Below are 24,288 nucleotides of genomic sequence, written 5' to 3' on the forward strand. Positions count from 1 at the left end.
AGATTCCTTAGAAAGGAGGTGATCCAGCCGCACCTTCCGATACGGCTACCTTGTTACGACTTCACCCCAATCATCTGTCCCACCTTCGGCGGCTGGCTCCCAGAGGGTTACCCCACCGACTTCGGGTGTTACAAACTCTCGTGGTGTGACGGGCGGTGTGTACAAGGCCCGGGAACGTATTCACCGCGGCATGCTGATCCGCGATTACTAGCGATTCCGGCTTCATGCAGGCGAGTTGCAGCCTGCAATCCGAACTGAGAATGGTTTTATGGGATTGGCTAAACCTCGCGGTCTTGCAGCCCTTTGTACCATCCATTGTAGCACGTGTGTAGCCCAGGTCATAAGGGGCATGATGATTTGACGTCATCCCCACCTTCCTCCGGTTTGTCACCGGCAGTCACCTTAGAGTGCCCAACTAAATGCTGGCAACTAAGATCAAGGGTTGCGCTCGTTGCGGGACTTAACCCAACATCTCACGACACGAGCTGACGACAACCATGCACCACCTGTCACCGCTGCCCCCGAAGGGGAAGGCCTATCTCTAGGCCGGTCAGCGGGATGTCAAGACCTGGTAAGGTTCTTCGCGTTGCTTCGAATTAAACCACATGCTCCACCGCTTGTGCGGGCCCCCGTCAATTCCTTTGAGTTTCAGCCTTGCGGCCGTACTCCCCAGGCGGAGTGCTTAATGCGTTTGCTGCAGCACTAAAGGGCGGAAACCCTCTAACACTTAGCACTCATCGTTTACGGCGTGGACTACCAGGGTATCTAATCCTGTTCGCTCCCCACGCTTTCGCGCCTCAGCGTCAGTTACAGACCAAAGAGCCGCCTTCGCCACTGGTGTTCCTCCACATCTCTACGCATTTCACCGCTACACGTGGAATTCCGCTCTTCTCTTCTGCACTCAAGTTTCCCAGTTTCCAATGACCGCTCACGGTTGAGCCGCGAGATTTCACATCAGACTTAAGAAACCGCCTGCGCGCGCTTTACGCCCAATAATTCCGGACAACGCTTGCCACCTACGTATTACCGCGGCTGCTGGCACGTAGTTAGCCGTGGCTTTCTGGTCAGGTACCGTCACGGTACCGTTAGTTACACGGTACTTGTTCTTCCCTGATAACAGAGTTTTACGATCCGAAAACCTTCTTCACTCACGCGGCGTTGCTCCGTCAGACTTTCGTCCATTGCGGAAGATTCCCTACTGCTGCCTCCCGTAGGAGTCTGGGCCGTGTCTCAGTCCCAGTGTGGCCGATCACCCTCTCAGGTCGGCTACGCATCGTTGCCTTGGTGAGCCGTTACCTCACCAACTAGCTAATGCGCCGCGGGCCCATCTGTAAGTGACAGCATAACCGTCTTTCAACCTTTCCCCATGCAGGGAAAGAAGTTATCCGGTATTAGCTCCGGTTTCCCGAAGTTATCCCAGTCTTACAGGCAGGTTGCCCACGTGTTACTCACCCGTCCGCCGCTAATCTTTAGGAGCAAGCTCCTAAAGATCCGCTCGACTTGCATGTATTAGGCACGCCGCCAGCGTTCGTCCTGAGCCAGGATCAAACTCTCATATAAGTAGTTGATTTAGCTCATTAGCTGGTCTTGCAAAAAAAATAATTTTTGACGTTTTGTTTCGTTCAGTTTTCAAAGATCAAATATGATGTTGCTGTCAGAAGCAACTCTATTAATATATCATCATTTCTCTTAACAGTCAAGCATTTTGAATAATATTTTTAAATCGTTATTCGCTGTTGACTGTTCACTTATAGTACCATCTTAGGCACACCTCGTCAATTAATTTATACAAAAAAATTATTACATTATTATCCTAATATAACAAAAGACCTACCAGCGTATGCCAATAGGCCTTTTCCTAGTAAAAGTATTATTCCCACTCAATAATAAGATGGTACTACCTCACCCATGATTTAACAACATTCTTAAGAAAATTCTAATGGTTCGGGGGGCATCTTGGGGGAATTTAAAAAATCACACCCACCGAATACTACTTTTCAAAAATTCAAACTGTGGAAGTGTCAATGAATCAGCAAAAATAATCCCTTCCTTTACCTCATTAAAATTGAAAAAAACTAAAAAGCTTCCTTGGCATTCTATTTCCAAACCATTGATACCAATTTTTCTATTCCATTTCTCTCTCGCTACCGGCACAGGATCAGGAATGACTAAAATGTCATTAATAAAATAGTAGTCAAATCCATCTACACTCGAAAGCTATTGAAAAATATCATGCTCATTGTCCATTCTATGTATCCAAGTAAGCTCCATTTCCCCAATAGTTAAGCATGCTACAAACGGTTTAAAATCAAATTCTATTACAGACATAAAAATTATTCACCTCTATTAACCTTTCGAATTTGCCAATCCAAATATGATTCACTTACTCTACTATCCATTACATTCTTACAACTGTAGTAAAAACACCTATGTTCATACCATGTATAATAAACCGTTTGACCATTAACAAAATCAATACCGCACTCACCACAACATTTAATGAATGTTTCATTATAAATTATCGTCACCCACGCACATCATTTTTTAAGTGATTGATTTCCTTAAATTTAACTTTTGTTTCTACAGCGGTTTGGATTTTTATATTCCCAGTCATTTCGTCAGCAATTGCAATATCTACACCACTCCACATGTGGGCGTAGTAATCTCTGGATTGAATGTCCCATACGTTGAGATAGAACAAGAACTGATACATTAAATTCATTGATGAGATAGGAAGCATGGGAGTGTCGCAACCCTTTTGCTTGTATCTTTTTCACTTCTGCAAATTTTGAATAACGTTCAATAATTCGTGCTATTGCTATCATTGATTTAATCATTGGTAGCCCATCATAACTAAAAATAAAATCGTTTTCGTTTCCTAATCCTATTTCCGATTGTCTATTACGCCAGCTTGTAAAAATGTTTATAGTATCATCATCAAGGGCAATTATTCTTTTTCCATCTTCTGTTTTAGTATAGGAATTTCTTTTCTAATCACTTCTTGATTTTAAAATTAACGTATGATGAACACGTAAACATTTCTGTTTCATATCAATATCATTATTAATTAAGAGAGTAACCTCGATAGTTACTCTCTTAATTAACTTTTTCACTTTTTGTAATCATTGAAGTCAATTCTCTTACCATTTTCAATATCTTCAAGCATTGAGTACCCAGTTTCAAAGTGATGGTGATTTCTCGCATATTCTAAAGCTATAACAACTTCTTTAGCATATTTTGGATAAATACGACCTTCTCCAGAATAGATTCCTTGTAGCTCTTCCCTTGCACTAACAACTACACTATTATGAGGAACATTTTTATCTCCTGTTATTTTATTTTCCTGATTATGAATTTTCCTTAAAGTTTCTTCTCTCATTCCTGAAAACATTATTTCCCTTCTTTCTTTTTTTGTTGTATTAATATGAGTTTCTTGCTAATATTGTCAGGGATCTTGTTTGTCTCAACCCCTATACCTCCATTACAATTCCCAATTTTCATGGTTTATCTCTGCCCATTCCTCTAAATAATCCAAGTAATTTTGGTAGCCTTGTGGGTCTTCTTCTCGCCACTGAATAATGTCTTGCTCAGTCATTGCAACTTCCCTCCTTCCTTCGTATCAACAATTGTGAAGAACCTCCTCTCACCTTCGTTTCGTCCTCTATTTCTTCCGTTATTAAACTTCCACCTTCTCTGAACTTGAAACAATTTCATATTCAAGATCATCTAGTTCCCCCAACAATTCGTAAGGAAATCTATCGGCAAACTTCGAGAATGACTTTTGAAGTTATTCAATATTGACTACTACTTTAATAATTTCTCTGCCTTCTGGCGTTTCATAAGCCATTTTTACCAACCTTTCTTTTAAGTAAAAAGAGAGAATTACAAAGTACACTCTTTGCAATTTCAATCATAATTGTATAATCAGATTTGGCGGTTTTCATCTCAAAAAAATATGCCAAATCAAATTATACAAACCCTTAATTACATACTACTTTCATGCTTGTAATGTGTCAATGTTTTTGTATAAAATAATTTGGCAAACGTAGTTTTTAGAATTTATTTAAAAATTCAGAACTAAGCTTATCTAATAAAGTTACTACTTTTTTATAGTTATCTTCATCAAATGTAGATTTAGCTTCTTCTTTATATCTATTTATCGCTGACTCAATTTCACTCGATTTAACATCACCCAATTCCACATTCTTAATATAAGCTGCTCTTAGTATCAATCTTATACAGACTCCAATAGTTACATTCCGTAGTTTTCTTGATTCACTCAGCACACTAGGTAATAAATCTTTTAAATTTTTAATTCCTTGTTCAACTTCCTCGCTTATTTGAACTCTAAGCTTTAATGAATTAGGAGGGATTTCATAATGTTTAGATAACTTGATTTGTTCTCTAAATATTTCTTTCCAGTCATCTACCCACAAAGAATCCTCATAAGCCTTCATAATAACATTTCCCTTTGTAATAGTTACTCCAGATTTTTTTTCATAAATTTTTTTCATTTCTTCTAGTAACTGTGCTGTATCAATCGCTATTCGAGCTTGATAATAGTTCATAAACTTTCCACCTTTTCAATCATTAACTTATTTTAACCTGTACAATATGATTTGGCAAATGTTGAAAGTTTATATTTATCTGTACCTTTGTGGTACCCATCACTATTCCATTAAAAATTTTTTAATAGTATTAAGAAACTCAAATCACTTTATTTATTCTCTCTTATAGTTACATGATAGTAAAAGTTGAGCGGGAATAAGATTATTAAATAACTTGGAATATGGCCTTAATTTCAAATTTGTTCGTAAAATCTAATTATTCCTCCAAGAAATTACGGAACTTTTCGATTCTCATAAAGAGAAAGAAGAAAAAATATTTTGAACCTCAAAAAGGATTTCACTTTTTTTCAAACTTAAAAGCCCCTCCAAGAAAATTCTTGAGGGGCATTTCTTACCTTTTCAATCCTTACTAATCAAAATTTAGTACATTCACTTTTCATTAAATGAATACAAGGCATCAAACTTATCTTTCACATCAAATCTTTTTTCAGAAGGGAAATTATTTATTTTTCTATAGTTCAATTCCACTTCTAAAGTATTTGGATTAATAACTTTGTAAATATCATTAAAACTATCATAAACACTTAATTTATCATTACTTTCTTGTAGTATTCCACAATATCTAAATTCAAATACATCATAAAATTTTTTAATTCCTTCTGAATTCATAGGTTCAAGATCAAGATACCAATCTTGTCCAAGACTTGCGTAATAATTTATACCAAATTCACTTGAAATAGCACTCCAACTTGAAACTCGTGTCCCATCTCCAAATAGTTCTCTTTCTTTCACTCGAAATTCATAAAGTACTGGATTTTCTAAAGTAAATTTTTCAGGAATAAATAACTCATAACCATTCACAATTCTCTCTAATTTTTTTTGTTTATTTCGCATACCAAGAGGTCGGTTAAACCAATAGTTAGCAAATGGATATCGAATGTACTTTATATCTTTTTTTAAAATTCCCTTTGCTATAGAAACCTCACAGAAAACTCTATTGTTAATCATAAAATGACTGCAATAACCTAACATATCATCCCTCAATTTCCAAATATATTACGAAACGTTTGTTCCCATATTTATAATTATATTCACTATAATATACACTCTTTATCAATTCAATATATACTTTGGGTATTTTACAAAAAAGTAGCAATTGATTAACTTTAAATAAAATGTACTTTATTTAATTGTTTCAAAAAATAGGAAGTAGTCTTTTCTGATTCATTTATATTTTTGGGGGAAGGTGCGAGATGTATAAAAATTATAGGATTTATCTTAGTAGGGGTGGTTGGGGTATTACTTTAAATTCAGCCTATTTCACACGTTTTATATTTCAATAAACCATGTAAAATAGGCTGTACTTTGTTAAATCAAGTTATGTCTTTACTCCCACTCTATCGTCGCAGGCGGTTTACTCGTAACATCATAAACAACCCGGTTTACATGCTCTACTTCATTCACAATTCTAGTAGAGATCTTTTCAAGAACATCCCAAGGAATTCTAGCCCAATCAGAAGTCATTCCATCGATTGATGTTACGGCTCTTATTCCGATTGTATGGTCATACGTACGGGAATCGCCCATTACACCAACACTTCGAATATCCGGCAGCACTGTGAAGTATTGCCAAATTTCTCTATCCAAGCCGGCTTTTTTAATTTCCTCACGTAAAATAAAATCCGATTCACGCACAATTTCTAGTTTATCTTCCGTGATTTCACCGAGGATTCGAATTCCTAAACCTGGTCCAGGGAATGGTTGTCGCCAAACGATATCATCCGGAATACCAAGTTCCGTACCGAGCGCCCTCACTTCGTCTTTAAACAATGTGTTTAGAGGTTCGATTAATTTAAATTGCATATCCTCTGGCAATCCGCCAACGTTATGATGCGATTTGATTGTTTGGGCTGTTGCTGTTCCACTTTCAATGATATCTGTATAAAGGGTACCTTGGGCTAAAAATTCGATACCTTCCAGTTTAGTCGCCTCATCATCAAATACATAAATAAATTCATTGCCGATGATTTTACGTTTTTGCTCTGGGTCAGAAACACCTTTTAATTTTCCAAGGAAACGATCACTTGCATCGACCTTAATGACATTCATGTGGAATCCGTCACTGAAAGTTTTCATGACGCTGTCTGCCTCGCCTTTACGAAGCAAGCCATGATCGACAAAAATACATGTGAGCTGATCACCTATCGCTTTATGGATTAAGACAGCTACAACGGAAGAATCAACCCCGCCGCTCAGTGCACATAGCACTTTCTTGTCGCCGACCTCTTGACGTATTTTCTCCATTTCTACTTCAATGAAGTTTTCCATCGACCAATCGCCCTTACAGCCGCATATATCAAATACAAAGTTTTTCAATATTTCATTGCCGTGTATAGAATGGCGAACCTCTGGGTGGAATTGAACAGCATAAAATTGCTTTTCTTCATTACTCATGGCAGCAATAGGGCATGATGGGTTTGTAGCATCAATCGAAAAGCCTTCAGGTGCGCTTTGAACTAAATCACCATGACTCATCCAAACAACTTGCTCGTTCGGAAGACCTTTAAATAAAGAAGCACCTTCTTCTATTTGTATCAATGCTTTTCCGTATTCACGACCTTTTGCTCGCTCTACATTTCCTCCGAAGTGAACAGTCATAAGCTGCATTCCGTAACAAATACCGAAAACCGGAATCCCTAAATCAAATAGTTTTTCATCGCAGCGAAACGCGTTCTCGGAGTATACGCTATTTGGCCCACCTGATAAAATGATCCCTTTCGGATTCATTTCTTTAATTTCCTCGGCAGTAATCGTATGTGGGTGCAATTCACTATATACACCAAATTCACGGATTCTTCTTGTGATTAGCTGATTATATTGACTTCCAAAATCTAAAACAACAATCATTTCCTGATCATGCAATTCTGTTTTTCCAGGCATTTAAGATCCTCCCTCTTCTAAAAAATTAAAAAACTGGAACTTCGCCTCCTATTACTAAGAAGGCAGAATTCCAGTATAAAAGAAGACAGAACAAAAATTTTGCTTGTCCAATGGAAAGACCTGCCTTCATAGTAAAGCCATTTAAGGTGGCCTCGTAGAGACTCCCATACCATATTTATGGGATTATATGAAGTTTCGCCAATTCAGGCGATCGTCATGTATTTAATTACCGTCACAACATTTAACCTGCGTTTATTTTAAACCTGATTTAAAACATGGTCAACCTGTTGTCCTTTTAATTAAATTTTCCCATAACTCACTCGCATAGTCCCATTCCGTTTCAAGTTTATCTCCTCTATAGATCGCTCTTTCATAACACTGTGTCAAGGCGCTCATATCTGTTGTATCAAAATGATAATCAACATAGTTCGCATATTCGCGAAGTGTCTGCCCAATATTACGTTTCACTCCGAACCGTTCAAGTTGTTTTAATAATTCTTCATATGCTGTGACGAGCGTATCCTCATCGCTTTTTCTTTTATATTTCCACAAAAGCACGTATGGTATCCATTTGCTCCTTTGCCAATACAGCCAGCCAACTGCTATCATCATCGCTACAAAAGTGAACACTAAGATGTATTTACTCTTTTCTATAAATGAATCAATTTTATTTAAAATGTTTGTGGAATCCGCTTTTTTTGATTGTTTATTCTCTTCTTTTTTTATATCATCTTTGTTTTCTATTTTGTTTGGCTTTGAAGGCTGAATAGCCGGTGTTACAGGAGCAGTTGTTTCTTTCTCTTCATCATTTACGATAGTAGCATTGTTGCTGAACCCAATTGTAGGTTCAAACGGAACCCAACCTTCTGAAGGAAAATAAACCTCGACCCATGAGTGAGCATCATTATTTGTAATCTTATATATCCTATCTTTTCCTTCAGTTTCACCATTATACTGACCAGCTGAATACCCCTTCGCCCATCTAGCAGGAATTCCAGCGGCACGTAGGAGGACAACCATTGAAGTTGAAAAATTATCGCAATACCCTCTTTTCGTATCAAATAAAAATTGATCGACGTAATCCTGATCTTCTGTAGGGATTGCTACATCAGTCTGATCATATACATAGTCTCCACTTTTAAAAAAGTTTTCAATAGCTTTTGCTTTATCAAACCAATTGTCTTGATCTTTCGTTATTTCCTCCGCCAATTCTTGAACCCTCGCAGGTAAGTTCATAGGAAGCTGTGTATATTTAACCGTAGCTGGGGAATTCAATTCGCTTGGATAAGTCATGCGCATTTCTTTTAAGCTAAAAGCTGTTCTTCTATACTCAATCTCATAATGAGCGAGCTTAGATGGCGAATCATCAGTGTTAAGCGACAAGATTTTTTCGCCTTCATCAAATTTAAAATATCCCTCTTCGTTGCCATGCACTGATAAAAAACCATAAGGTAAAACAATATGTGGGTAGGTAATCTTAAAATCCAACGATGCTTTTCGAATCGGTTCATCTGTTGTTGAAGCAATATCCATACCCATTTCTTCCCCTGCGAGAAACACTCCTTGAATGGATTCCTCTGTGCCTTCCCAGCCTTTTCCAGTATAAATATCTTTCGTTTCCACTCTCCAATATTGCTTAGTAGGAGTTTTCACTTCAAAAACAGTCCGATTATCTCCTATAAAGGGGCCACCCAATGACGAATCATCGCTGCTATATCCAATTCTTGCTACATCTCCCTTTCTAGGAAAAACATTATCTGCCGTTGATTGAAAAAATGGAACGGGATCCGGCCAAATTGGACCGGCTTTCGGCGCGGCATAACCTATAAAAACACTCGCAACAATCATCATAATAAGGGGAATGACCCATTTACTTAAAAGAGTTCCGTGGTTTCGAATTTGCTCTTTATCAATAAGTCTCTGAAAAAATAATATACTAAGCAATGTAAAGCCTATGGCTACAATTCGGACAATCGCCCACTCTCCGTTATAGACTGTAAACGTGTCTAGTACAGTAACGTAAACAACGGTCATCATATAAAAAATAAATATCCTTTTCCGTATCGTCAGCCAATAAGTAAGAAGATAGGTCATAATCCAAATTAATATATAAAACAGGAACGTTCGAAACATATCTGATAAATCATAAACATTAGCAGTTAGTAGGAGCTTCATATTTACATAAGCGTCTTTTAAAAATACAATCAACCACGTAACAACGCTCGGTTCCTGACGTCCAAACACGATAAAAAGAAACACTATAATAATACCTATCTTTAACAATCGCCGAAGCCAGCTATAGAATGGAAGATTATTTAATAAAAGAGAAGCAGCGATAAACACAACAAAATATTGGATTTCCCCTGTAGGAGTAATCTGATCAAGTGGTCGAAGCCATTCCCATAAAAGCAAGAAACCAAACACATATAAAATGAAAGTAGAACCGTAATGTTTTTTAGTCACGCACGCCTCACCTCCATAAATGCTGATCGAAACTCATCATCATGAAGCGAAATCATTATGATTCCTTTTTTCATAGCAGAAGCTTTAAGCATAAGTTCATTTTGATTTGCCTGCTCGATTCTCTTTTTAACGTGATAAATGACAAACGTTCCCCTACGTCGTGTAAATACGCCTGCCTGGTCAATCAATTCTTTGCTTAAAGTAGAAGTTACTACGACCATAACAGATGGTTGTGCAAAAAGAATTGAATCATTTTCAATAATATTGGCTAAGGGTACGGAACTATCCGCCTTTACCTTGGCAAGATGAAAGAATATTTGCTGTTCTTGCTGATCTCCGCCCCGGATAGGAAAAAAGGTTTTATCTTTTCCAGCAGAAAAAAGACCAATTTGTCCCCCATATTTTAAAACTGATTTTGTGACGGAGGCAGCAAACTTAACTGTTTCCTCAAAACTTTCCGACTTTGTTCGATCTAATATAAGCAAAAGATCATTTGTTTGCCGTATTTCAAATTCCTTCGACATTATTTCATTCGTACGTGCCAGCGCCTTCCAATCAATCCATGAAAAACGATCGCCTGGCTGATATTGTCTGATCCCCGCGACAAGTGAAGTATCCTTTTGAAACTGCATGGCAGATGCTGTACCACCCTGTTCATATTGACTTTCTAAGGCTCTATATACAATTTCCTCAAATTGCGGATAAACGAGCAGGCTTTCTTTGCAATCAAACCACTTTTCCTTCTCTACTAATCCAAGAACGTCGCCAGTTTTAAAACGAAAGGCTTCAAAAACATGCTCTCCCCGTGGGATATTATTAATTTTATATTTGTATTCAAATCTTCTTTTAAAGCCGGGGAATAAAATTTTCTTACTTTCCCGATTATAAAAACCTTCTGGAACCCAATCTGCAACGACTAAAAAAAGCAGAGGAAAAGGGATTTTTCTCGTCAACGTGATGTTTACCGTTACTTCGTCTCCGGAGCTTAATTGTGTTGGACTAAAAACTCTCTCGATTTGAAAATCATTTAAAGGATAAATGAATAGGCCGATAGAATAGAGGGCGAAGGGAAGAAAGCTGAAAAATAAAAACCAGCTGACAAATCCCCCCTGAAACATTGCATAAGAATAGGCAAGTGCTAAAAGTAGAAATAATAAAATCAAACCGATAAAAGGTTTCAATTTTGCAAAAAGCCGATTCCGTCTGAATTTCAATTTCATACTATTTAACAGCCCTTTTTATTGGGACGTGAGTTTTTTCTATAAGTTCATTTAAAATACTTTCAGTTGTGATTCCTTGATACTTTGCATCCGCCTTTAAAATCATCCGGTGCGAAAATACATATGGTGTCAAATACTGAATATCATCCGGAATACAATAGTCCCTTCCAGATAAGAACGCAAGAGCTTGTGATGCCTTCATGAGTGCAATAGATGCACGCGGACTTGCACCTAAATATACATTTGGATGATTTCTTGTTCGATTTGCAAGTTCAACGATATATTGTTTTAACGATTCTTCAACATAGGTTTCTTTCACCTGTTGCTGAAGATCCCGTAGTTCCTCTAGTGATATAACAGGTTTTAATTCTTCAATTGGCGGTACTTTTTGTGATCTAGTCAACACTTCCACTTCTTCTTGTGCAGTAGGGTAGCCCATTTTCATTTTTAATAAAAAACGATCAAGCTGGGCCTCTGGCAATGGATACGTACCTTCATATTCAATCGGATTTTGCGTAGCCATTACAAAAAACGGTTTTTCCAATTGGAGAGTGACACCGTCAACAGTGATACTTTTTTCTTCCATTCCCTCTAATAGGGCTGACTGCGTTTTGGGAGAAGTTCGATTAATTTCATCGGCTAGGATGATATTTCCTACAATCGGTCCTGGTCTAAAAGTAAATTCCATTTCCTTTTGATTATATATTGAAACCCCTAATACATCGGAAGGAAGTAAATCCGGGGTAAATTGAATACGTTTAAAAGAGGCATTTACTGATTTGGCCAATGCTCGAACCATCATCGTTTTACCTACTCCAGGAACATCCTCAAGAAGGACATGACCTTCCGCCAAAAGGGCTAATAGGCTAAGTCTTGCAACATCGGTTTTTCCAATCATGACCTTTTCAATGTTTTGTAAAATCTTTTTAATTTGCTGCTGCATCATATCACTGTTCATCCATATACACCCGCCGTTTTTTTATTTTGTCTCTATATCCTTAATATTCTGTCTAAAACAGGAAAATCCTCCCGTAAATTGAAAGATCAATGATGCCCAAATTTTTAATCGTGCATAATTCCACAGGGCGTCACACTCTACTCTTAGCTTACATTCCTATATTCCTAAAAACTCTGTGGCATTATCAGAAGACTTCTAAATGAATCCAGCTTTAAGTTCTTTTATTGATCCAAGATTTTCTTACATCTATTCTACCATTTATCAAAACTGAGAAATTGTTGAATTAAGTAAAAAGGGACAGGCGAAAAGCATCAGTTTTTGATACTTTATACCTGTCCCAGTTATTCGTCAATCTATTTCCAAAAGTTGTCAAATACATTAATTGGCAAATGCCTTTTATGTGCTGATTTTCGATATAAGGCCTCGATTGTATTTTTAGCCGTATCCGAAACTTCTTTCCCTTCGAGGTAATCATCAATTTCCTCATAAGAAACCCCAAGAGCCACTTCGTCGGGAAGCAGTGGTCGATTATCTTCAAGGTCTGCTGTTGGTATTTTCATATATAGATGTTCCGGACAGCCGAGTTCCTTCAACATCTGCTTACCTTGTCTTTTATTCAATCGGAATATCGGTACTAGATCAGAGCCGCCGTCGCCAAATTTGGTGAAAAAGCCTGTCAGAGCTTCTGCTGCTTGATCTGTTCCCAGTACAACACAATTATTCATAGCAGCAATACTATATTGAACCTTCATGCGTTCCCGTGCTTTTTCATTTCCTTTTGTAAAATCAGTAATATCTACCCCAGCATCTTTCATTGCCTCAACACTTGCGTCAACCGCTTTTTTAATATTTACTTCATAAGTGACACTTGGTTTTATAAACGCCAATACATCTTCTACATCACTTGCATCGAATTGCTCTCCATATGGAAGGCGAACGGCAATAAATTTGAATTTCTTTATATCTCTTCCTTCATTTAATTCATCAACGGCCATTTGAGCAAGCTTTCCAACAAGTGTAGAATCTTGTCCTCCGGATATGCCTAACACAAATCCGTTAAAAAAAGGGTATTTCTTCATATAGTCCTTCATAAAATCGATACTTTTCCGAATTTCCTCGTGTACGTCTATCTCGGGTAGAACTTTAAGTTCTTCAATAATTTGCTGCTGGAGTTTATCCACTATGACTCCTCCTGACCTATCATCTTTTCAATTTACTTACTTTTTCTTTCACTTCTTCAATATTTCTCATTTTATTATTCCAGCATCTTTGGCTAAGGTCGACAGGGTATTCCTCTGGATTGAGCGATCTTTTGTATTCATCCCAAAGCAAACTAAGACTTTCCTTTGCATACCCTTGGATTTCCTTTAGTTCAGGCAAACGGTACATAAGCTCACCCTTATTGAAAATCACTTCATGCAAATTAATCGCATCAAAATCGGTTACAAACTTACTAATATAAGTGTGAACCGGATGGAACATTTTAAGGCGCGGCTCATCTTCAGGTTTCTCTTCCCATAAAGTAATATAATCCCCTTCTGATTTACGGTTTAACCTATTTATAATCCGATAAACCTTTTTTCTGCCTGGGGTCGTAACCTTTTCAGCATTACTTGAAATTTTTATTGTATCTTCCATTTCACCTTGGTCATTTTCTATTGAGACAAGTTTATATACCGCTCCTAATGCAGGCTGGTCATAGGCCGTAATTAACTTCGTTCCAACTCCCCACGAATCAATCCTAGCACCTTGCGCTTTTAAATGTAAAATCGTGTATTCATCTAAGTCGCTGGACGCGAATATTTTCGCATCTTTCAACCCTGCCCCATCCAGCATTCTTCTCGCTTCTTTTGACAAGAAAGCCATATCTCCACTATCAAGGCGAATTCCCCTAAAATTGATCTGGTCGCCGAGTTCTTTCGCTACTTTTATCGCAGCCGGCACTCCTGACCGTAATGTATCATACGTATCTACTAAAAATACACAGTCGCGATGGGACTCCGCATATTTCATAAAAGCAGTATAATCGTCTTTGTATGCCTGAACCATGGAATGAGCATGAGTTCCCGCAACAGGCATATCAAAAATTTTACCCGCTCGAACATTACTTGTACCATCGAATCCCCCGATAAAAGCAGCCCGCGTTCCCCAAAGTGCCGCATCCAGTTCCTGGGCTCTTCTTGATCCAAATTCTAAGGCAATTTCATCCCCTACAATTTGTTTAATCCGGGAAGCTTTTGTGGCAATTAATGTTTGATAATTCACAATGTTCAACAAGGCAGTTTCGATTAATTGAGCCTCTACAAGCGGTGCTTCTACTTGTAAAATAGGTTCATTGTTAAAAACAACTTCTCCCTCTTTCATTGAACGAATCGTTCCAGTAAATCTTAAATTCTTTAAAAACTCTACGAATTCCACTTCATAACCGATTTCCTCTTGCAAGTATTCAATATCGGTTTCACTGAATCGGAAATCCTTAATAAAATGAATGATTTTTTCCAAGCCTGCAAAAATGGCATAACCATTTGCGAAAGGCATTTTTCGAAAATAAAGATCAAATACAGCATTACGAGTATGAATCCCGTCTTGCCAATATGTTTTCGCCATATTTATTTGATATAAATCAGTATGCAAAGCCAATCCATCGTCTTTATAATGATCGTTCACTGTAAACCACTCCAAATTTCAGTTTCCTGATACTACCTTCGCTCCTAATACTTTAACAAAATGCCCTAATGCCCATTCATGACCTGCTTGATTAAAACTTGCCACAGCATCTTCATGTACGACAATTTGAAAGCCTTTATTATAAGCATCAACCGCAGTATGCAATACACAAATATCTGTACATACACCACAAAGATGTATTTCTTGGATTCCGCGTTCACGAAGTTTTATTTCCAGATCTGTTCCCGCAAAAGCGCTATATCTTGTTTTATCCATATAATAGACATTTGAATCATTTTTATGCTTTTTATATAGTTCGGAAAGCTCTCCATATAAGTCCCTGCCACTCGTTCCTTCAATATTATGCGGAGGAAATAGTTTTGCTTCTGGATGATATTCATTACGTTCCGTGTGCTTATCAATGGCAAGGACTACAAAATCATCGTCTTGAATGAACTTTTTCGTTATAGATACAATTGCTTTTTCAATTTCCTGACCTGGTTTGCCGCATGTAAGTTTGCCATCTTCGGCTACAAAATCATATGTATAGTCTACGTTTAAAAGTGCTTTTTTCATCTTATTCGCTCCCCGTTTTTAATTTTTCAAGGAATGATGAAGTGTAAGCATCGATGTGTAAATCAGCTTCTATATCCTCATTTTGAAATGCGCATGTTTTCATTCCAACTGCTTTGGCAGGTATTAAATCAAGAGACCGGTCTCCAATTGCCCATTCCAATTGATATTTATTATGAACATATTCATATGCAGCTACATCTGGCTTCCTCGGAAATCCATCATCATCAGGACTGACAATTTCATCGAAATACTGGAGTAATCCCCATTTTACGAGCAATTCCTTTGTAGATGCTCTTGTGCGATGTGTCACAATCACATTTATTTCCGCTTGAGCTAAAATAGATTCGATCCCATTGAAAGGTGGACTTCCTGCCTCAGCTTCAGCATGGTCTAATACTTTAAATCTCTCTCGAAAATCTTCCGATATACCGAAGTGGGCAAATGCCTCTTTCGAAGTTCTTTTTAACCAACGAAGTGCTTCCTTCTTATCAACGGATTTCCCGTGGACTTCTTCATAAACAGAACAAAAACTATTTAATATCGCTGGATATGTATCAAATATTGTTCCATCTAAGTCCCATAATAGTCGCAATGACATCACTCCTACGTCTAAAAAACTCAGAATTCTGAAACTAATATTCATTATACAATATACCTTTTTACATTTCATTGCTTGTTTCTTATCACCGAACTTTTCATAAAAAAACTTGTAGAGAAAACTTCTCTACAAGCATTATTTTACAGATCCCATCATTCCCGCGACAAAATGTTTTTGCATGAGGAAAAACACGATAGCTGTCGGCAATGTTGCAATGACGATCGCTGTCATTATGACACCATAGTCAGGCGAGTAGCCGGCACCAAGATTGGAAATGAGAAGAGGTATTGTTCTTTTTTCAGGTGTTTGTAAAACGACGAGCGGCCATAAATAATTATTCCAACTCGACATAAAAGTTATGATCGCGGCGGCGGCATACGTGGTTTTCATCGTAGGCAGGAAAATACGTAAAAAGATCCCTATTTCACTCAGACCGTCAATCCGACCTGCCTCAATCAGTTCCTTTGAAAACATTTTTGCGCTTTGTCTGAAGAAAAAGATTAGGAATGCCGTTGTAATCGTCGGTAAAACAACAGCGGCCAATGTATCTATACCAAATATCGGTGCAAATTGTGAAATGCTGCCGAACATGCGATATAAAGGAACCATTAATGCAGCGAATGGAATCATCATCGATAACAAAAGAACATTAAAAACAGCATCCTTCGCCGTACTTCTATATATTTCAAATCCATAGCCTGCTAAAGAAGCGATTAATAAAGCCAATATCGTTGTGGATACGGAAACAATGAAAGAATTAATCAGTGCTGGGACAATCTCAACTGTCGTAAACAAATTTGAAAGGTTTTCCAATAAATAGCTGCCAGGCAATAACCGTCCTCTCGTAACATCGACAGATTTATTAGTCATGCTTAAGATCATCCATAAAAAAGGGAAGATTGAAACGAAAGCGGCTATGATTAGAAACAGATAAATGAAAAAACGCTTAATACTAAACATTGCGATCACCTGCCACTTTAAATTGTAGGATTGAGAACAAGACGATTAGGATTACAATTACGTAGGAAACCGTCGCAGCATACCCAAAGTCGGGTGTGTATTTAAACGAAAGATTATATATGTATTGCGAAATAGAGGTCGTTGCGTTTCCCGGACCGCCTTTCGTAATGTTCATGATCTCATCAAAAATTTGCAGTGTGCCAATTGTTGAAGTAATGGAAGTAAACAAAATAATCGGCTTCAATAAAGGGATCGTTATTTTAAAAAATTGGTGTATCCCAGAGGCTCCATCAATTTTAGCTGCTTCGTAAATAGATGGATCAACATTTTGAAGTGCTGAAAGATAGAAGATCATATTATAGCCAGTCCATCTCCATGTAATGGCTATAATGATCGTTATTTTTGCCCAGAAAGGATTAGTCAACCATTGAATCGGATCATGTATCAACGATAATGATAATAAAAGTTTATTCACTAGTCCGTTTGCAGCAAATAAATACTTGAAAATAACCGAATAAGCGACGAGAGAAGTAACACAAGGCAAAAATATCGCTGTTCTAAAAAAAACTTTAAATTTCAATGTACGGTCATTCAATAATACTGATATAAATAAGGCCAAAATAATCATGATTGGAACTTGAACGATTAAATAAATAAACGTATTCGTAATCGCCGCTATAAAAGTAGGGTCGCTAAATAATCGGACGTAATTATTAAGTCCGACAAATTGCAAATTTGCTCCAACCCCTGATTTAAAGGATAAAATCAATGCCTGAATCATTGGGTAAAAGTAAAACCAACAAATAAAGATGACTGAGATCAGGATAAAAGACCAACCAATAGTATTACTTTTTAACCGATAATTCATGGCTCCTTCACTCCTTGATTAAACTCTATTCCTTCTTGCAGGAAAGATAAAATCTCGGGCAATCCTCTTTGGACCGGCTCAAAAATGATAGTCGATCAAAGAATTGCCCAAGGGTTTACTTCATTATTTCAATTGCGCTTCGGCCTGCTTTTGTGCATCGTTCATCACATCATCAATGTTTTTACCGCTTAAATAATTTTGCATTTCCGCGACTAAAATATCTTCTATTGCATACGTATGCATTCCATAATTTACACCCGGAATTTGACTCATCCAATTTGAGAAGTCCTCGACTACTTTTTGTCCACCAAAGAAGTCGTCACCGCTTTTATACGCTTCACCCTCTGTAGCTGGTTTATACGTACCAAGTGCTCCAACTTCTTTTACAAGCTTCTGGTAAAAGTCTTTATCGGAACCGAATGTTTTTCCCAGGAAATCAGCAGCTTTTTCCTTTCCGTCTATATTCAATACGTAGAAAGAGCTTCCACCTAAGTTTGAAGCATTTACAGCACCTTTAATCGGTAATCGCGGAATCGGAACGACAGCCCATTTGCCCGACTGAGATTCCTCGGCTTTTATACTAGGCGTAATCCAATTTCCTGTAGGAACCCCCGCTATATCTCCATTGTTAAAGGCAGCTAAAAATTGACTCCAGTCAGATGTTGTCACTGCAATTTTTTCATCTAACAACGTCTTGTATACTCTAAATGCTTCTTTCAATGCTTCATTATCTGCTAAATTTGGCGTTACGCCATCTTCCTTCAAATACCATGAACCTGCAGATTGAATCATCATCCGAATCGTTCCTAAATCATTCGGATCTAGTGTGAGAAAGCCTTTCCCTATTTTATCCCTTATCGTTTTTCCAATTGAAATAAATTCATCCCAGTCAATATCCCGAACATCATCGACTGATAGCCCAGCATCTTTCAACATATCTGTTCGAACATATAATCCAGTCACCCCTGTATCAAAAGGCAACCCATATTGTTTTCCGTTAAAACTAGTAGGGGCAATTTTATAATCAGCAAAATCTTGTGGGTTAAATGATTGCGATAGATCATAAAACGCATCAGGATAAGCTTGCAGGAAACTTTGTGCCCGATAATCTTCAATCAAGACAATATTCGGCATCCCTTTCATTGTTCCAGAGCTTAATCCGGTATTAAGTTTTTGAACAATATCTGGCTGGCCATTTTCAATTACTTTTAATTTAAAATCTTGATCATCTTTATAATTAGCTTCTGCGAGCTTAAGAGCGGCAATATTAAATTTAGGATCCCATGCCCAGGCCGTGATTTCATTATTGCCTTTTTTCGTATCGTCTTTTCCCCCGCCTTTATTAGATGACCCTGAAGAACACGCCGTCATAATTAAAGTCATTGCGACCATTAAAAAAAATATCTTTTTCAACATAATCCCCCCAAATGGTTTAAGATCTTGCCATTAGTTTGGAAATTATTACAGATATTATGCATGGAGGCGTATAAAAAGGATGTCCTTATATTTGCAAGGACATCCTTTGTTTTAATGACGAATAGTGTCATCTCATTATTGAAATGCGTTTACTACGATAAAGCGATTGAGGTAGTTTGTAGGTGCGACTCAATCTTGTATTTTAAAATTGATATGCTCTTCAGCTATAATCATGAGCCCAAATCTTATTTATTGATTGGACTTAATGTAAACGAGTATTGATATGCTTGGTCAGCGAATAATGTGAATTCCGGATGAGTTTTTTTGCCCCAGCTGTCATCGCCGCCGACTCCCATTTGTTTAGTATTTATTCTTACGACTGTTTGCTTGCTTTTCGGTAATTTATAAGAATGGCTTGCTTCTTCAAGTTCAAATGGTGTAAATGGAAGAACATTTGCTTCAATTGCAGGATGTCCGGATACCTTTAACCCCATTCCATTTCCATTCTTAATCGTAATCCACCTAACTTCTGTCTTATTTCCGCATTCTTGTGGTTTTAAATACGGAACATATTGATCCTTCACTTTTCCTTTGTACAGACCAATTTTCGCCCCTTTTTCTCTATCGATATAATTTTCATGCGGGCCTTTACCGTACCAATTAATATCTTCGAATTTTGGATCCATTGTAAATAGAATACCGACTTCAGGAATTTCCGGCAGCTCACTCCCTGGCGTTAATTCATAATTAACATCAATGGTTCCCGACCGTTTGATCGTGTATTGAATCTTACAGGTTGAAGTATTATATGTTGGAATCTCATGCGTTATTGTAATATCGATCGTATCTTCTGCTGCCTCAACATTGAAAGATTTTAGTTGACGGTTTTTACCCGCTTCCCGCCATGTTGCACTGCGCTCATTCAAACCATTTCCTCGATCATTATCGGTCATCGCTCTCCAAAAGTTTGGAGCAAGTGGTGATTGCAGCATTTCTAAGTCAGCAACCTTATATGATTCAAGATCTCCAGTCTTTTTATTAAAGAGAATAGAGAAGTTTTCACCCGTAATTGTAAAATCTATCTCTTGTTCATCTGTATTTAATACTTCTGACACAGATTCTTCAACTTTAGCTGGGATCTTCAGCATAAACTGTTCAAACGCGATTTCATGGCCTTTATCTGCCCACACAGTTTTTTCTTTAAGATGACAGCTTACAGTTAGTATAAGTTCACCTTGTGAAGCAGCTAAATCTCCTAATGCTAATCCAAGCTGTACGTTCGCGATTGAATTCGGCTGTACGATTATATCTGTCTTGCCTGTTTTTACGACTTTTCCGTTTTCTGCTATTTGCCAACGTAGCTCAAAATCACTTAGATCAGAAAACAGATGCTTATTTTTTAACGTGATTTCACCTTTTTCCAAGTTCGCATCGTAAAATTCAATATTTTGATAGCATTTTTTCACTTCAAAAATTTTCGGTGAAACGGTGCCATCGGCAAATATAAGGCCATCTCCAGAAAAGTTTCCATCGTTCGGCGACTCGCCAAAGTCTCCACCATAAGCTAAAAATTCAATACCATCAGCTGTTTCCGTTCGTAGAGCTTGATCACGCCAGTCCCAAATAAACCCACCTTGCAATATTGGATACTTATCAAATAACTCGGTATATTGATACAGATTTCCACAGGAATTCCCCATCGCGTGTACGTATTCACAAATAATATACGGTTTCGCCTCACTAGTAGACTTTTCAGCTGCAAGAGCATATTTCTCAACGTCCTCAGGAGTAATATACATTGTACTCTCCATATCAGAAGCTGCATCAGAAGGTCTGTAATGAAAAACTCCTTCATAATGAACAAGTCGGGTAGGATCTTTCTCTTTAAAAAACTCATGCATCTTTATGAAATTGTCGCCGCCAAATGATTCATTTCCAAGTGACCAAATGATGATCGAAGGATGGTTTTTATCACGCTGGAACATTGAATTACATCGATCTAAAACATTTTCTGTCCATTCAGACCTGCTTCCCGGCACTGTATTTTCTAATTCTTGTTGACCGTAATACCATGTTCCATGTGTTTCTAGATTATTTTCATCAATAACATAAAGACCGTATTCATCACATAATTCATATAAATAAGGGTTGTTTGGATAATGGGACGTGCGCACGGCATTAATATTATGCTGTTTCATTAAGGTAATGTCTTGGACCATATCTTCATAATCAATAGCACGGCCTTTATCAGCGGAAAATTCATGACGATTGACACCTTTAAAAACAATCCGCTCGCCATTTATTTTCATTAAACCGTCTTTTAGTTCAAATGTTCGGAAGCCAACTTTGCAGCTTATTGTTTCAATGATTTGTCCCGCACTATCTTTTAAAATTAACACGAGAGTATACAAGTTGGGATGCTCTGCACTCCACTTCAAAGGATTTTTAACTAACGAAGAGGTTGAAATTTTCACCTCAGCGTTCTCCGAAATATTTGCCTGGGCAATGAAAGGTGTTTCCAAAACTTCCTGTTGTTTTTGATCAAACAACCTCGCTTCCAAAACCGGATTTTCGATGCTTTCTTCGAAATAATTGGAGATTTTCGCCTGAATTTTCAATTGTGCATCCTGATATTTTTTATCAAGATCTGTTGTAACAAAGAAATCCTGTATGTGAACTTTAGGGGTTGAGAATAAATATACATCTCTGAAAATGCCGCTCATTCTCCAAAAATCCTGATCCTCGAGCCAGCTTGCATCACACCAGCGATATACTTCAACAGCAAGCTTATTTTCACCTTCTTGTAAATACGGAGTCAAATCGAATTCAGCAGGCGTGAACGTATCCTCGCTATAACCAACTAACTCTCCATTCACCCAAACATAGAAAGCAGATTCAACACCTTGAAAACTTATGTATACAGGTTGATCAACCCATGCATTTGGCACTGTGAACGTTTGGATATACTGTCCAACGGGGTTATAGTTCGTTGGAGCGAATGGGGGTTCAATGACGTCTTTTTCAATCCACGGATAACGAACATTCGTATACTGTGGATAATCATAGCCTTGCAATTGCCAATGGGCTGGAACATTAATCTCATCCCAATTACTGCTGTCAAAATCAGCCTCATAAAAGCGTTTATTTCTTTTCTCAGGATTTTCGCAAAACGAAAATTTCCATTGACCATTCAATGACTTAAAATACTTCGAAGACTTGCGATTCCCTTCCAATGCTTCCTTAACCGTTTCAAAAGGCATTAACATCGCATGCGCTTCCATTCTATTCAATTGAAAAACCTCAGGATTATTATTCCACTCCGGATACCCATTTTTCGGCGGACTATACACAAACTTCCCCTTCAGCCTTCGCATACACGATCCCTCGCTTTTTTCATTTAGTGTAATTCAACACCTTTATTTTACACCCCAAATATTATATCTTCTAGCTCCAACCGAAAGAACCATCCCCATAAAATTAATAGAAGTTGTGTGAGTGCCAGGCACTCACACAACTTCGACACGATTCTGAATTGTTTGGGTGCCTGGCACTCGCCACTAGTGTTGCACGATAACCAATAAATGTAACTTTTGATTTAAAAGTAAAAATTTTCCAGTCGCTTTCATTCTATTTTTTAAAAAAAGGTAACGCTCAGTCTATTTCGACCCAGTTCCCTTTTTTTGTAAATATTTACTTTTCTATTTTTCTTTCTTTACGTAATGATCCTTTGAAATCGGGCTGACAATTGCTACATTTTCACCATATATTCGTGGGATAGGTATTTTACTAGGTACCTTCTGTCTTCCTTTGCTTCTTTTTTGAGGGCGATAAAATTCCCTGTTTACTTCATCCCACGAATCCAAAAGATATTGGCGAAGGATCCTTAAAAATTGCCAAGCTGTTTTTCTAGGCTGTTTCAGTAGTTTTAATATCTCAAGCAATCCAAAGGTAATGAGAGAAAGGAATAGTTGATTCCATATTCCAATCGGCGAATGGCTGAATAGATGCTCTACTTTAATATGTTGTTTTAACCATTTGAAGAAAATCTCAATAAACCATCGGTTTTTATAGGTATCCATGATCTCCTGTTCAGTTAAATCCAAGCGATTTGTCAAGATTCGGAAAAATGTGCCTTCGTTATCCGTAAATTCAACGAGCTTCAACCTTTCAGGCCTTGTCCTTATCGAGACTTTCGCATGCTTTGTTACATTAGGTACATCAGGGGTATATTCTCTCAATGTCTCAACTTTAAAGGTCTTTTTTACACGGACTAAGAACTTGACGCCCCTGCTAAGCCAACCGCCTATTTTAGTTTTTTCACCATATCCACGATCCATGACATAGGTGGCATCGTCACAATCAATCAAATGATTGACGGCATCTATATCCGCAACATTGGAGGTGGAAGGAATCATCCGTTCAGGAAACACACTGTCGGAAGAGGCAACGGCCAAACAAAGATGCAATTTTACCCCGCTGGAATCTTTTGATACAGCCGTCCAGTCGGAAGCCTGGTTGGGCAATTTTATGAACGTTGAATCAATGATACGTAATATCCCTACATTTGAATGGATTCCTTTTGCCTTGGACTTAATGGACCAATATTTCCATGCGATGCGACCCAACAAGGCTGATAACTCAGCTGTATCCAAGGACCTAAGCCGACGGCTTATCTGAGAAGCACTAATGGAGCCAATCTTGAGTTCATTTTGGATCTGCTTTTTCGACCTTATAGCTACTTCGATTTCCCGAAGGCTACCCCAGCGAAAGAGGGTCGAAAGGAGAAATATTTTCACTAAGGATTCATCCGATAATTTTGTGAAGTTGTAATTATGGGATGGGCATGCCAGTGTTGTGGCTGGTAATAAAGATAAATATTGACGAAAGACTAAATCTTGATCTACACTATTCATTGCGTGCTCCTTTTGTAGTGTAGGGAACTGATGAGGTCGTCTTTCCCTATCTACATTAGGAGTTTTTTTATTTTACCGCAAGGTGGAAAATTAATATTTAGTCTGACCTTACATTTTTTTACAAACGTGCAACACTAGTGG

At 37.8% G+C, this 24,288-nt stretch carries 16 protein-coding genes, 1 rRNA gene, 1 pseudogene and 1 riboswitch; all 18 genes and pseudogenes read right to left on the reverse strand.

What is annotated here, in order from left to right:
- Positions 1-11: 11 nt before the first annotated feature.
- Positions 12-1,560: ribosomal RNA gene (locus KHA96_RS20105) — 16S ribosomal RNA — on the reverse strand.
- A 977-nt stretch (positions 1,561-2,537) separates the two neighbouring features.
- Positions 2,538-3,083 (reverse strand): annotated as a pseudogene (locus tag KHA96_RS20110) (tyrosine-type recombinase/integrase); the annotation flags it as partial.
- 26 nt (positions 3,084-3,109) lie between these two features.
- Complete coding sequence (locus KHA96_RS20115; RefSeq protein WP_213131135.1) at positions 3,110-3,391, reverse strand: hypothetical protein; 282 nt, start codon at positions 3,389-3,391, stop codon at positions 3,110-3,112.
- A 661-nt stretch (positions 3,392-4,052) separates the two neighbouring features.
- Positions 4,053-4,568 (reverse strand): hypothetical protein, encoded by a 516-nt coding sequence (locus KHA96_RS20120; RefSeq protein WP_213131136.1) that lies wholly within the window; start codon positions 4,566-4,568, stop codon positions 4,053-4,055.
- Between the two features lie 429 nt (positions 4,569-4,997).
- Positions 4,998-5,576, reverse strand: a complete 579-nt coding sequence (locus tag KHA96_RS20125; protein WP_213131137.1) for a hypothetical protein — start codon at positions 5,574-5,576, stop codon at positions 4,998-5,000.
- Between the two features lie 378 nt (positions 5,577-5,954).
- The gene (guaA, locus tag KHA96_RS20130) at positions 5,955-7,508 is read right to left on the reverse strand and encodes a glutamine-hydrolyzing GMP synthase (RefSeq protein WP_213131138.1); all 1,554 of its coding nucleotides are present in this window, start codon (positions 7,506-7,508) and stop codon (positions 5,955-5,957) included.
- A 109-nt stretch (positions 7,509-7,617) separates the two neighbouring features.
- A riboswitch (purine riboswitch) is annotated at positions 7,618-7,719 on the reverse strand.
- A 68-nt stretch (positions 7,720-7,787) separates the two neighbouring features.
- On the reverse strand, positions 7,788-9,971 hold the full coding sequence (locus KHA96_RS20135) for a transglutaminase TgpA family protein (RefSeq protein WP_213131139.1): 2,184 nt from the start codon (positions 9,969-9,971) through the stop codon (positions 7,788-7,790).
- Positions 9,968-11,191 (reverse strand): DUF58 domain-containing protein, encoded by a 1,224-nt coding sequence (locus KHA96_RS20140; protein ID WP_213131140.1) that lies wholly within the window; start codon positions 11,189-11,191, stop codon positions 9,968-9,970. The genes KHA96_RS20135 and KHA96_RS20140 overlap by 4 nt, the downstream gene beginning before the upstream one ends.
- Before the next feature lies 1 nt (position 11,192).
- Positions 11,193-12,149: an AAA family ATPase gene (locus tag KHA96_RS20145; RefSeq protein WP_213131141.1), complete on the reverse strand. Its 957-nt coding sequence runs from the start codon at positions 12,147-12,149 to the stop codon at positions 11,193-11,195.
- 353 nt (positions 12,150-12,502) lie between these two features.
- The gene (gene nadE, locus KHA96_RS20150; protein WP_213131142.1) at positions 12,503-13,330 is read right to left on the reverse strand and encodes an ammonia-dependent NAD(+) synthetase; all 828 of its coding nucleotides are present in this window, start codon (positions 13,328-13,330) and stop codon (positions 12,503-12,505) included.
- A 19-nt stretch (positions 13,331-13,349) separates the two neighbouring features.
- Complete coding sequence (locus tag KHA96_RS20155; RefSeq protein WP_213131294.1) at positions 13,350-14,816, reverse strand: nicotinate phosphoribosyltransferase; 1,467 nt, start codon at positions 14,814-14,816, stop codon at positions 13,350-13,352.
- A gap of 18 nt (positions 14,817-14,834) precedes the next feature.
- The gene (locus tag KHA96_RS20160; RefSeq protein WP_213131143.1) at positions 14,835-15,392 is read right to left on the reverse strand and encodes a cysteine hydrolase family protein; all 558 of its coding nucleotides are present in this window, start codon (positions 15,390-15,392) and stop codon (positions 14,835-14,837) included.
- Between the two features lies 1 nt (position 15,393).
- A complete protein-coding gene (locus KHA96_RS20165; RefSeq protein WP_213131144.1) occupies positions 15,394-15,984 on the reverse strand; it encodes an HAD hydrolase-like protein in 591 nt (196 codons plus the stop codon).
- Between the two features lie 141 nt (positions 15,985-16,125).
- Positions 16,126-16,950, reverse strand: a complete 825-nt coding sequence (locus KHA96_RS20170) for a carbohydrate ABC transporter permease (RefSeq protein ID WP_213131145.1) — start codon at positions 16,948-16,950, stop codon at positions 16,126-16,128.
- Positions 16,943-17,818 carry a carbohydrate ABC transporter permease gene (locus KHA96_RS20175; protein WP_213131146.1) on the reverse strand — a complete coding sequence of 292 codons (876 nt, stop codon included), beginning with the start codon at positions 17,816-17,818 and terminating at the stop codon, positions 16,943-16,945. Before KHA96_RS20175 ends, KHA96_RS20170 begins: the two co-directional genes overlap by 8 nt.
- Before the next feature lie 123 nt (positions 17,819-17,941).
- Positions 17,942-19,231, reverse strand: a complete 1,290-nt coding sequence (locus KHA96_RS20180; RefSeq protein WP_481748257.1) for an ABC transporter substrate-binding protein — start codon at positions 19,229-19,231, stop codon at positions 17,942-17,944.
- Positions 19,232-19,479: 248 nt separating this feature from the next.
- On the reverse strand, positions 19,480-22,608 hold the full coding sequence (gene lacZ, locus KHA96_RS20185; RefSeq protein ID WP_213131148.1) for a beta-galactosidase, LacZ type: 3,129 nt from the start codon (positions 22,606-22,608) through the stop codon (positions 19,480-19,482).
- Between the two features lie 324 nt (positions 22,609-22,932).
- The gene (locus KHA96_RS20190; protein ID WP_213130861.1) at positions 22,933-24,147 is read right to left on the reverse strand and encodes an IS4 family transposase; all 1,215 of its coding nucleotides are present in this window, start codon (positions 24,145-24,147) and stop codon (positions 22,933-22,935) included.
- Positions 24,148-24,288 lie beyond the last annotated feature (141 nt).

This window comes from Bacillus sp. FJAT-49711 (assembly GCF_018343715.1).
Lineage (GTDB): Bacteria > Bacillota > Bacilli > Bacillales > Bacillaceae_C > Lederbergia.